Source organism: Priestia filamentosa (assembly GCF_900177535.1).
Taxonomy (GTDB): domain Bacteria; phylum Bacillota; class Bacilli; order Bacillales; family Bacillaceae_H; genus Bacillus_I; species Bacillus_I filamentosa.
On record NZ_FXAJ01000006.1, the window covers coordinates 64,113 to 76,408 of the forward strand.

Below are 12,296 nucleotides of genomic sequence, written 5' to 3' on the forward strand. Positions count from 1 at the left end.
CTCTCTCCTTTTTATATGAAAGTAAACAAATAGCCTTTCTTCAATACATTTTAAGAATAATTACGAACAAGCTCTTGAAGGTTTGTATCTTTTGTTCCATCACCAATAGCACCAAACTTCCAGTCACTACCATGTCGATAGATTTCTGCTACAACAAGACTTGTCTTTCCGCTGTAATCATCACTTAGATTAAAGCGAAGAAGTTGTTCGCCGTTATCTTGGTTTTGAACGCGAATATAAGCATTTTTGAGCATTCCAAAATCTTGCTTACGACGAACACAATCATAAATATTAACAACAAAAACAAGTTTGTTTATGTAAGATGGAATATCCTGCAAATTCACTAAAATTTGCTCGTCATCCCCAGCTCCCTCACCTGTTAAGTTGTCTCCACTGTGTGTTACACTTCCGCATGAGCTTTTTAAGTTACCAAAATAGATAAGCTGCTCTTTTTTCGTAATTTTGTCATCTTGCAACATAAGAACTGAAGCATCACAATCAACGTTTGGAGCTTTATTTCCGCCTCCAAACAAAGAGCTTAAAAGCCCTCCGCCACCGCTTGATTGAACAGGATCCCATCCTAATCCAATTAAGATATTGGAAAGTGCTGGATTTCCCTTTGTCAAATCAATACGCTGACCCTTTTGAAGCGTAATCGCCATTGGATTCCCTCCTTGTCATTTCAAAAATCACGTTAACGTGATTTCCTCACCTATTTATCGTATTATAGTTTACTAGTTTTATCAAATTGCTGTACTCCAAATTTCTTAGATAAATAAGTCTTAATATGTAATACGAACAACATAAAAGAAGGTTTCGTTTTTTATAGAAATTTGTTCTCTAATCATAAAAGTGACCAAACTATCACAAGGATGTCGCCTGGTCACTTCTTTTTTCAAAAAAACATTAGAGCATGATTAGTTTCTTCTATTGAATACGATCCAGTGCGCTTTTTAAATCCTTCCATATATCTTGCCATTCTTCAATTCCAACTGATAATCGAATAAGTCCATTTGTAATTCCCATTCGTTCGCGCTCTTTTAGTGGAATACCTGCATGGGTCATTGTAGCTGGATGCTGAATTAGTGTTTCAACATCTCCCAAGCTTACTGCGATTTTAATCCATGATAATGCGTTAAGAAACGTTTGTGCTTCTTCTTTCCCTCCTTTAATTTCAAACGAAATAATCCCTCCGCCAAGACTCATTTGCTTCTTAGCAATTTTATAATGAGTATGATTAGGATCAAAAGGATAGTAAACATTTTCAATTGCTCTATGTTTACTTAACCGGTTCATAAGTTTTTCAGCATTTAAACATTGCCTATCAAGACGTACACCAAGCGTTTTAATTCCTCGTAACAAAAGCCAAGCATCAAAAGGAGAAAGAATTCCACCCATATCTTTATGAACAGACTTTTTCATTTCTTTCATGCACTCTTCTCCACCTACAACAAGTCCTGCAATTACATCTCCATGTCCTCCTAAATATTTAGTAGCGCTATGAATAACAATATTACACCCCCATTCTAAAGGCCTTTGAATATATGGAGAACTAAATGTATTGTCGACAACAACAGGAATGTGGTGTGCTTTTGCAATACAAGATACAAGCTCCAAGTCAACAATTTCCATTGTAGGATTTATAGGCGTTTCAATAAAAATACAGGCTGTTTCAGGACGAATAAGTCCTTCTATGCTTCGCTTCGTGTCCATTTGGCAGAAGTCATAAGTGATATTGTATTTCTTTTTCATAAATTCCAGAAGCGTATACGTACACCCGTATATGCCACTTGAACATATAACATGATCACCTGCCTTCGTAAGAGAAGATAATACAGCAGAAACCGCTGCCATGCCGGAACCAAAAGAAAGACAAGAAAAACCACATTCAAGCTCAGCTATCTTTCTTTCAAGAGCTGAAACGGTTGGGTTCCCTAGTCGGGAATACATATATCCTGCTTCTTCTCCAAGAAATCTTTTTTCACCTTGTTGGGCTGTTTCAAAAGAAAATGTAGAGGTTTGAAAAATGGGAAAAGATAAACTTTTCGTCTCTTCTTGCAATTGTTCAACATCGTGCACAAGCTTTGTGTTCATACGTTGTTTTCCTTTCACGAACCACCGCCTCCTCACAATGCTTTCTCTCTATATGTATATGCTCCTATTTTCAAAAATCTGTTTATCCTACTTTTTACACCAATACTATATTTATCATATTGATTGTTACTTTATTTTCTTTAATTAAAAAATGTAAATTCATTTCCAAAATGTAAACCGTTTCATTTTTTTGATAATTTAAACTAAACTTTACCTCTTTTTATGTTCATTCACTTTTATTCTATTTTCAAGAAGTGAAAAACTTATATTATCAAGGATTTTATTTCATTAGAATCAATAAAGTATGCCTCTACAATTTTTCTGAATCTCTAGCTTTTCCAATGATAAAAAACTATTTTTTTAGTTTCAAAACTTTTATAAATAATTTAATAAAATGTTCAAACTATCGTCACAATATTAGAATGAAATTAACATTAAGCAAGGGGGTATTACGATGCAAAACGCTAGAGAAATGGAAACGGTTTCTTTTCCGGAGAATAATAATAAAAATTTCTTTCAAAAGCTTATGGATATTAAGGTAGGTCCACTTCCTTTACCACTTTATGTTCTTTTTTCAGCTATTGTTATTGCTGCTGCAATTTACAATCAACTTCCGCCTGATATGATTGGTGGATTTGCAATTATTATGGTTGCTGGATTTCTTTTAGGGGATATTGGTATGAAAGTACCGATTTTGAAAAATATTGGTGGCCCCGCTATTATGTCATTGTTTATTCCATCACTATTTGTTTTCCTAGGTTGGATGAATGATTCTTCTATGGAAGCGGTTACGACATTAATGAAGACATCTAACTTTTTATATTTCTATATTTCCTGCCTTGTTGCTGGTAGTATTTTAGGAATGCACCGCCTTGTTCTTGTACAAGGATTCATGCGAATGGCTGTCCCACTTATCGTTGGAACGATTAGTGCTGTTGTTGTTGGTGTTTTAGTTGGTATGCTTTTTGGATATGATCCAAAACATACACTTTTCTTCATTGTTGTACCGATTATATCGGGAGGAATTGGTGAAGGAATTTTACCTCTTTCATTAGGTTACTCACAGATTCTTGATCAACCTTCTACTGAACTTGTATCACAGCTTATTCCAGCTGCGATTATTGGTAACGTATGTGCGATCATCTGTGCTGGTTATATGAAAAACTTAGGTGAGAAAAAACCACATTTAAATGGACAAGGAATGCTTGTTAAAACAGGTAATGATGAAGAATTATTAAAAGCAATGAATGAAAAACGTAAAATTGACTTTTCTCTTATGGGTGCTGGACTTCTAATTGCCTGTACGTTCTTTATTACAGGGAGCCTTGTACACGGTCTATTAGATAAAGCTTTTGGCCTTAATATCCCTGGTCCAATCGTTATGATTTTCGCAGCAGCACTTGTTAAGATTTTTCAACTCCTTCCGAAAAAGATGGAAGATGGAACATACAACTTATACAAATTTATTTCGACAAACCTTACATGGCCACTTATGGTTGGATTGGGATTACTTTATATCCCCTTAGAAGACGTTGCTGCTGTATTAACAGTTGGATACGTAGTGATCTGTGCTTCTGTTGTATTAGCAATGGTAACAGCTGGATTCTTTGTTGGTAAACTTATGAAAATGTACCCTGTTGAATCTGCTATTGTAACAGGCTGTCACAGCGGTCTTGGTGGAACCGGAGACGTTGCTATCCTTTCTGCTTCAAACCGTATGGGCTTAATGCCTTTCGCACAGGTTTCTACTCGTATCGGTGGAGCAGTGACTGTTATTCTTGCAACACTTTTACTTGGCATATTTATGTAAAATTAAACTCAAAAACCCGGAAAGAGATATCCTCTTTCTGGGTTTTTATTTTTTCCTCTTTAAAGTATTAACATCTTCTAAAAATTGTCGATGAAAAGAATAGAAGAGCACATCAACTGTAATCTTTAATAAATGTAATTAGGTGGCTAGCATACTATGGATAAAACTTCTCTCATTGGTTTAATTGTTGGAATCATCGCTGTTTTTGTTGGGATGATTTTAAAAGGTGTGAATGTAACAGTATTATTCAACATCCCTGCCTTGCTAATCATTGTGCTTGGAACCGTTGGAGCAGTAACAATTGCTTTTCCAACACAGGATATTAAAAAAGTGCCAAAGCTCTTTGGAATTTTATTTAAAGAAAATAATAGCTTAAATGTAGAAACACTTATTCCTCTTTTTGTAGAACTTTCTTCCCTTGCACGAAGAGAAGGACTATTAGCTCTTGAAAGTAAAGTGGAAGAAATTGATGATCCATTTTTAAAGAACGGTTTAAATCTAGCTATTGATGGCCAGCCACATGACTTTATCCGCGTCGTAATGACAGAAGAAATTGAAGCAATGGAAGATCGCCATCATACAGGTGCATCCATATTTACACAAGCTGGCACATATGCACCTACACTTGGTGTTTTAGGAGCTGTTGTTGGACTTATTGCAGCGCTTGCTGATATGAGCGATATTGATAAACTTGGTCATGCCATTAGTGCTGCTTTCGTTGCTACACTATTTGGTATCTTTACAGGCTACGTCCTATGGCACCCTTTTGCAAACAAATTAAAACGGAAATCTAAATATGAAGTAAATATTCGTTACCTGATGATTGAAGGAGTTATGTCTATCGTAGAAGGACAAGCTCCAGCTGTAATTGAACGTAAACTTGCTTCATTGTTGTCGATTAGTGAACGTGAGAAAGTATTAGCAAGAAGAGATAGTCAGCAAGGTGAAGCAGATGGCTAGGAAAAGAAAATCCAAAAACCATGATGACCATGTTGATGAATCGTGGCTCATTCCTTATGCAGATTTACTGACTCTTCTTTTAGCTCTTTTTGTTGTTTTATTTGCAAGTAGCAGCATAGATGCAGAGAAAATGAAGCGGTTCGCAAGCTCCTTTAATGAAGCATTTGATGGCGGAACAGGCGTATTAGACGAAAAATCCTCTGTCCCCCCTACTGTTTCTAATGATTCGCTACCACAAGGTGCAAATACTAAAGAAGAAAACAGTCCAAATGAAGAATTGTCGGGATTACAGCAGAAAGTAGATGAATATATAAGCAATTCTGGACTTCATGATAAGCTTCAAACAACTCTTTCAGACGACGGATTAAAAATCACAATTTTAAATGATGTATTTTTCACTTCTGGAAGTGCCGAAGTGCAACAAGTAAACTATAAAGTCGCTCAAGATATTTCAAAGTTACTTGTCATCAATCCACCAAAGCAGATTGTAATCGCAGGCTATACTGATAATGTTCCTATTTCAAATGCTAACTTTTCTTCTAACTGGGAGTTAAGCTCAATGCGCGCTCTTAACTTTATGAAAGTGCTTCTTGAGAACAAAGAATTAAATCCCCAGTGGTTTAGTGTAAGGGGTTATGGACAATATCATCCAATTGCATCAAATGATACACCTGAAGGTCGAGAAAAAAATCGTCGTGTAGAAATTTTAATTACCCCATCTTCAAAGCCAAGTGAATAATCATTTTTAAAGCCTATTGTTAGCCATTGTTTTCCCTTCTGCCTTATAATAAAAGAAAATCCTATTTTTGGATTCTCTTTAAGGAGGAATAACAGTGGCTTTTTTTCATACAAAAGATGGTACTCGCCTTTATTATCGTACAAAAGGAACTGGCAAACCAATTGTATTCATTCATGGATGGTCAAATAGTCACGAAGCTTTCTTACTTCAAGAACAACAGCTCTGTGATCATTATCATGTCGTTACATATGATTTGCGAGGACATGGAAAGTCAGACAAACCTCAGCAAGGCCTATCTCTTCGTACTTTTGCCAAAGATTTAAAAGAATTACTGGAACATTTACAATTAGAAGATGCTCTTCTTGTTGGATGGTCCATGGGGACTTCTGTTATCTTTGAGTATCTTCGTCACTTTAATCAAGAGCATATCTCAAAGGTTTGTTTTGTTGATATGACACCTAAATTATTAAATGATAAAACGTGGAAACTTGGTCTTTATCATGGCTCATTTACAGAAAAAGACAACCTCAATGCCCTCACAACTATTTTTGAAGATTGGCCTTCATATGCTAAAACATTTATAAAAGCTACAATTCCTTATTTAACAGAAGAACAAATTGAGCAACTTTTCCATTTAAAAGAAGATAATCTTCCCCATGTTATGGCAGCAATGTGGCTTTCAATGAGTGCAAACGACTATCGTGATGTTCTTCCTTCGATTACGATTCCATCTCTTATTATATATGGAACAAAAAGCACACTTTACTCAGAAGAAACTGCCCAATATATGAGGCAGCACATTACACATTCCACTCTCCTTCCTTTTGAAGGATGTACACACTTTCTAGTTGGAGAGCAGCCTCATCGTTTCACTGAAGCAATCAGAGATTTCGCAACTGAAAAATCTTCGTAAAAGAAGGTTTTTCTTTTTGCAAGAAGAAAAAAGAAATTTTTCCTTTAAATATCCCTTTTAATTTCTCTTCTCCTCCAATAAGATGGACTAGAGAGAAAAACATTGTTAAAGTTTTAAAGGGTTGAATTTATTAAGAATAACAAGAAGAAAAGGTGTAAAACATGAGTATTTTAACAGTAAAAGACCTAAGTCACGGGTTTGGTGACAGAGCAATTTTTGATAATGTTTCATTTCGTCTTTTAAAAGGTGAGCACATTGGTTTGGTCGGTGCAAACGGAGAAGGTAAATCAACTTTCATGAATATTATTACAGGTCAGCTTGAACCTGATGCAGGAAAAGTTGAGTGGGCTAAAAAAGTTCGCGTCGGCTATTTAGATCAACATACGGTTTTAAAGCGTGGATTAACAATCCGTGATGTATTAAAAAGCGCTTTTCAATATCTGTTCGACCTAGAATCTGAGATGAACGGAATGTACGAAAAGATGGGTGATGTGACACCTGAAGAGCTAGAGAAAATGCTTGAAGAAGTAGGTGTCATTCAAGATACGTTAACAAACAATGATTTTTATGTAATTGATGCAAAGGTAGAAGAAATTGCACGTGGATTAGGGTTAGAAGATATTGGGCTCGACCGCGATGTTCAAGATTTGAGCGGTGGACAACGTACAAAAGTTTTGTTAGCTAAACTTCTACTTGAAAAACCCGATATTCTACTACTTGATGAACCAACAAACTATCTTGATGAACAGCATATCGAATGGCTAAAACGCTATTTACTGGATTATGAAAATGCATTTGTTCTCATCTCACACGACATTCCTTTCCTAAACAGCGTTGTTAACTTAATTTATCATATGGAAAATCAAGAACTTAATCGCTATGTTGGCGATTATAATCATTTTCTAGAAGTATATGAAGTAAAGAAACAGCAACTTCAAGCAGCTTATAAGAAACAACAACAAGAAATCTCTGATTTAAAAGACTTTGTCGCTCGTAATAAAGCACGTGTTTCAACGCGTAATATGGCTATGTCTCGTCAGAAAAAACTTGATAAGATGGATGTTATTGAACTGGCTACTGAAAAACCAAAACCAGAGTTTCGCTTTAAAGAAGGATGTACAGCAAACAAGGTTATTTTTGAAACAAAAGATCTTGTCATTGGATATGATGAACCCCTCTCAAAACCACTGAACCTTCGGATGGAACGAGGACAAAAAATTGCTTTATTTGGTGCTAATGGAATTGGAAAAACAACGCTTTTAAAAAGCATCCTAGGAGAAAACAAGCCTGTCTCAGGTGAAGTTGAGCGCGGAGATTACCTTGAAATTGGTTATTTTGAACAAGAAGTTAAAAACCCAACAAACCGTACTTGTATTGAAGAAATCTGGCAGGAGTTCCCTTCATTTACTCAATATGAAGTACGTGCAACGCTTGCAAAATGCGGGTTAACAACTAAACATATTGAAAGTAAAGTTGAAGTACTAAGTGGTGGAGAAAAAGCAAAAGTACGGCTATGTAAACTCATTAATCAAGAGACAAATGTACTTGTTCTAGATGAGCCAACAAACCATTTAGATGTTGAAGCAAAAGCTGAACTTAAACGTGCTATTAAAGACTACAAAGGAAGCGTTCTGCTTATTTGCCACGAACCTGAATTTTATGAAGACATTGTAACAGATAGCTGGAATTGTGAAAGCTGGACAACAAAAGTCTTTTAAGATGGTATGCCAAGAAGGCATATCATCTTTTTTTGCAAAAACAATTTTAATATTATTTAATTATTTGTGTTTTTTCAAAGGAAAATGTCTCCTTTTGTCGAATAGTAATATAGAAGTTTACTATATTAGGAGGACAACACGTGAAAAAATCACCTTTTATTCTTTCCCTTATTCTTAGTGCAAGCTTTATTCCTTTTGGAGCTGTTAATGCTCACGAGGAAACGAAAACAGCACCTCAGTACATAGGAGACAAGCTTCCACAGCATCACGAATTCACAAACTTAACAGAACACTCGAAAACTGAAAAAACAGTTAATGCAAATGTTTTAGATAAAAATGGACAAATAATTGATCAAAAAGTATTTGAGAAAACAGCTGATTCGACAAATTCATCTTCAACAACTGATCAAGGTACACAAAAAGTAACAGTTTTTGCTGTTGCTGATGAAGAATATAGAGCTGCATATCCTGACTGGCAGAGCCGTCTTCAATCTATTGTGGAAAAAGCGGATGATGCATTTAACCGAGATCATAATATTGATTTTGAAGTAAAAGGATTAGGAGAATGGGGGTCTTCAGGACAAAACAGTGAACAAATTCTTGCAGACCTTTCAAAAGACTGGGATGGTCAAGGATACGATTTTGTTGTTGGATTTACTCGTGATGCTAATTTTGATGCAGGTGGAATTGGTTATGTTTATAACTCTGAACCCTTTGGAAGTGCGATAAGCGTGAATTTAGACCAAGGAACAGCTAATACAGCAAAAGCTGCTCAACATGAAATTTCGCATAACTTTGGACTTGGTCATGATCCACAAGGAAGCGGGATCAGATGTATTATGAACTATGACTATGCTTATTCTGTAGACTATTGGGATTCTGAACATAACGAAACGATAGAAAAAAATAAAATTTGGTACGGAAACTAAACAAGAAAGCTTCTCCTAAAAAAAGAGAAGCTTTTTTAATGTTAAAAGGATGGAATTTTATCATGACCTGTTTGTTGTAAAAGCTGAGAAACGGTTACAAACTTATATCCCTGCTTTTGAAGATGAGAAAGAATAATAGGCAACGCCTTTATTGTTTGAGTTCGATTTCCTCCTGCATCATGGAAAAGGACTACATCACCTGGCCTTACACCTGAAAGTACATTTTTAACAATTTTATCGACGCCAGGCTGCTGCCAATCTTTAGAATCTTGATGCCACGACCACAAAACGACTCGATATCCTTCGTCAACTGCTGCATCAACTACAGCGTCATTATATAATCCACCAACAGGTCTAAAAAAAGTAGGACGCTGGTTTGTGATACTTGTAATTGTTTGATGAGCCTTTTGTATTTCTTCCTGCACTTCTTTGCTGCTCATTCCGCTTAAGCTATGATGTGTAAAAGTATGATTCTCAACCTCATGGCCTGCTCCAACTTCTCTTCGGACAATACTTTTATAATTTTCCGCTCTTGAACCGACTACAAAAAAGGTTGCTTTTGCATTATATTCTTCAAGAATAGAAAGGATTTCAGGGGTGTACACAGCATGAGGACCATCATCAAACGTAATAGCTACAATTTTTTTACGCGTTGGGATGTCCCAAATTACGTTACCTGTTTGTTCAAACTCTTTCCTTCCCTTTGCTGCATTGCTTTCGGTTGGTTGTAATATTGATAAAAGGAAAATGCAGACTATATACATCAGTAATGTTCTCATACGATACACCCCTATATTCGTCATAATGATGTAGTATTTGCTGTTTTCTTTTTTTCTATACGAAGCTCATTACTGTACATCAGCATCATCTCCAAAAAAACAACAAAAAGATATTTCCCCGAAAATATTGTCTTCTATTGTAGAAAATGAGCAAAGAGCAGGAACCTTTTCCTGCTCTTTGCTTTTTAATTTAATAGAGGAGAATGAATTGGTGTAATCGTTACGGTTCCTAATTTAAAACCTGGAATCCGGCATATAGGATCAAGCTCTTCGGGGATGAGCATATTCACATTTTGGTCTTCCCCCCAATGAAAAGGTACAAACACCGTATCTTGGCGGATAGCTGTTGAAAATTTACTTCTTACAACAATTTCTCCACGTTCAGACCTCACTTTAACAAGCGTTTGATCTTCAACTCCATATTGGGCTGCTGTGGAAGGGTGAATTTCAATAAAAGACTCGAAATTCCGCGCTTCTAAAGCTGAGGTTTTTCTTGTTTGCACACCTGTAAGATAGTGGGACATAATTCTTCCTGTTGTTAAATAAAGAGGAAACTGTTCTGTTACTACTTCTTTTCTACTTTCATTACGCCCGATAACTTTCATAACAGCTTTCTCGTCACTATTCATGAATTTCTTTTCAAATAATCGAGCTGTCCCTTCGTGCTCCTCTGATGGACAGGGCCAAAGAATCCCTTTTTTACTCTTTATTCGATTATATGTGATACCATAGTAATCAGCACTCCCCCCCTTGCTTGCAAGACGAAGTTCATCAAAAATCTCCTCAACATCAGAAAATGCAAAGTACTGTTCTTTTCCAAGCTCCCTCGCTATTCCACGTAGGATAGCCCAGTCATTCTTAGCTTCTCCTGGAGCTGGACGAGCACCTTCACGAAGCATAACACGCCCTTCGAGATTTGTGAGCGTTCCTTTGTTTTCAAGATATGAGGTACAGGGTAAAATCACATCTGCAAGCTGAGCGGTTTCAGATACAAACATATCAACAGCAACTAAAAATTCTAAACTTTCGATGGCTTTTTTCACATAGTTGGCATTTGGATTAGAAACAATAGGATTTGACCCCATAAGAAGCATTCCTTTTATTTCACCCTCATGAATTTTCCCCATCATCTCGTAAGCAGAGACCCCTTTATTAGGAATCTCGCTTTCCTCTACTCCCCAAATGTTAGCAATGTATTTTCGATGTTCCTTATTTTCAATTGACCGATACCCAGGAAGCTGATCTGCCTTTTGACCATGCTCCCTCCCGCCTTGACCATTTCCTTGCCCTGTAATTGCTCCGTACCCTGCTCCCTTCTTTCCGAAATTCCCTGTTGCTAATAATAGATTCAAAAATCCTCTTACAGCATCATGGCCATCAATTTGCTGCTCAACACCACGCGCTGTGAAAAGCATGCTTGCATTTGCTTCTCCAAATTTTCTTCCAGCTTTTCTAATGAGGGAAAGATCAATTCCTGTTTCTTCTGCAATGTGATCTAAACTTAAACTTTCCACATACTCTTTGACTTCTTGCCACCCTTTTACACGATCATTAATGAACGCTTCATCAATGAAATCCTCTTCAATGAGAACTTTTAAGAGCCCGTTTGCTAATAGAGCATCTTTTCCTGGTTTTATCTTCAAATGAAGCTGAGCTGTCTCTGTTGTAGCTGTACTGCGGGGATCAATTGCAATAATGTACGCTCCATTTTCTTTTGCTTCCTCGAAATATGGCATAATTGTTGGCTGACATTCTGCAATATTTGTGCCAACTAATATAATACATTCTGCTTCTTTAATTTCAGATATTTCATTCGTAAACCCACGGTCAATACCTAAAGCTTCCTTAGCAGCAGAAGCAGCAGCTGCCATACAAAAGCGACCATTATAATCAATATATTTTGTTTGAAGAGCAATACGAGCAAACTTGCCTAGCAAATAAGAAGTCTCGTTTGTTAGAGAGCCTCCTCCGTACGCAGAAAGTGAGTCTTTTCCATACTTTTCTTTTAAGTTACGAAATTTTTCACCAATATACGTAAATGCTTGGTTCCATGAAATCTTAACAAACTCTCCTCCAACTTTTAAAAGGGGTGATGTTACACGCTCGCTATGAAGAGCATGCTGATGGGCATTCATACCTTTAATACATATTCTTCCATGTGAAGTTGGGTTATCTTGAGCAATTGTCATATGCTTTGTTCTTGTTACGATAGATTGCTCAACAAGCTGCATCTTGCACTGCATGCTACAATATGGACACTGTGCATCATATACTCTTTCTGACTGTACTTTTTCTTGCTTTTCCCGAAAGTACTTCAGCAACATTTCCGTCATATTCTAACCTCACTTTTTCCT

10 protein-coding genes are annotated in these 12,296 nt (G+C 36.5%); 6 read left to right on the top strand and 4 right to left on the bottom strand.

What is annotated here, in order from left to right; translation table 11 throughout:
• Nucleotides 1-50: 50 nt before the first annotated feature.
• Together B9N79_RS19630 and B9N79_RS19635 are read right to left on the bottom strand one after the other, a co-directional pair.
• Complete coding sequence (locus B9N79_RS19630) at nt 51-662, bottom strand: TerD family protein (RefSeq protein WP_019390559.1); 612 nt, start codon at nt 660-662, stop codon at nt 51-53.
• Between the two features lie 265 nt (nt 663-927).
• Nucleotides 928-2,112: an aminotransferase class I/II-fold pyridoxal phosphate-dependent enzyme gene (locus tag B9N79_RS19635; protein ID WP_082864679.1), complete on the bottom strand. Its 1,185-nt coding sequence runs from the start codon at nt 2,110-2,112 to the stop codon at nt 928-930.
• Nucleotides 2,113-2,521: 409 nt separating this feature from the next.
• Between B9N79_RS19635 and B9N79_RS19640 the strand changes: the two genes are divergently transcribed.
• From B9N79_RS19640 to B9N79_RS19665, 6 genes are all read left to right on the top strand, one after another.
• A complete protein-coding gene (locus tag B9N79_RS19640; RefSeq protein ID WP_026009435.1) occupies nt 2,522-3,904 on the top strand; it encodes a 2-hydroxycarboxylate transporter family protein in 1,383 nt (460 codons plus the stop codon).
• Between the two features lie 156 nt (nt 3,905-4,060).
• Nucleotides 4,061-4,864, top strand: coding sequence for a flagellar motor stator protein MotA (gene motA, locus B9N79_RS19645; protein ID WP_019390556.1), 804 nt, complete (start codon nt 4,061-4,063; stop codon nt 4,862-4,864).
• Nucleotides 4,857-5,603, top strand: a complete 747-nt coding sequence (gene motB, locus B9N79_RS19650; RefSeq protein WP_019390555.1) for a flagellar motor protein MotB — start codon at nt 4,857-4,859, stop codon at nt 5,601-5,603. The genes motA and motB overlap by 8 nt, the downstream gene beginning before the upstream one ends.
• Nucleotides 5,604-5,697: 94 nt before the next feature.
• The gene (locus tag B9N79_RS19655; RefSeq protein ID WP_019390554.1) at nt 5,698-6,516 is read left to right on the top strand and encodes an alpha/beta fold hydrolase; all 819 of its coding nucleotides are present in this window, start codon (nt 5,698-5,700) and stop codon (nt 6,514-6,516) included.
• Between the two features lie 161 nt (nt 6,517-6,677).
• The gene (locus B9N79_RS19660) at nt 6,678-8,234 is read left to right on the top strand and encodes an ABC-F family ATP-binding cassette domain-containing protein (RefSeq protein ID WP_046218128.1); all 1,557 of its coding nucleotides are present in this window, start codon (nt 6,678-6,680) and stop codon (nt 8,232-8,234) included.
• A 140-nt stretch (nt 8,235-8,374) separates the two neighbouring features.
• Nucleotides 8,375-9,163: a zinc-dependent metalloprotease gene (locus tag B9N79_RS19665; RefSeq protein ID WP_046218127.1), complete on the top strand. Its 789-nt coding sequence runs from the start codon at nt 8,375-8,377 to the stop codon at nt 9,161-9,163.
• A 41-nt stretch (nt 9,164-9,204) separates the two neighbouring features.
• Here the strand turns inward: B9N79_RS19665 and B9N79_RS19670 are convergent, their stop codons facing one another.
• Both B9N79_RS19670 and nasC read right to left on the bottom strand, forming a co-directional pair.
• Complete coding sequence (locus tag B9N79_RS19670) at nt 9,205-9,942, bottom strand: polysaccharide deacetylase family protein (protein WP_046218126.1); 738 nt, start codon at nt 9,940-9,942, stop codon at nt 9,205-9,207.
• Nucleotides 9,943-10,127: 185 nt separating this feature from the next.
• Nucleotides 10,128-12,275 carry an assimilatory nitrate reductase catalytic subunit NasC gene (nasC, locus tag B9N79_RS19675; RefSeq protein ID WP_046218125.1) on the bottom strand — a complete coding sequence of 716 codons (2,148 nt, stop codon included), beginning with the start codon at nt 12,273-12,275 and terminating at the stop codon, nt 10,128-10,130.
• Between the last annotated feature and the right edge of the window lie 21 nt (nt 12,276-12,296).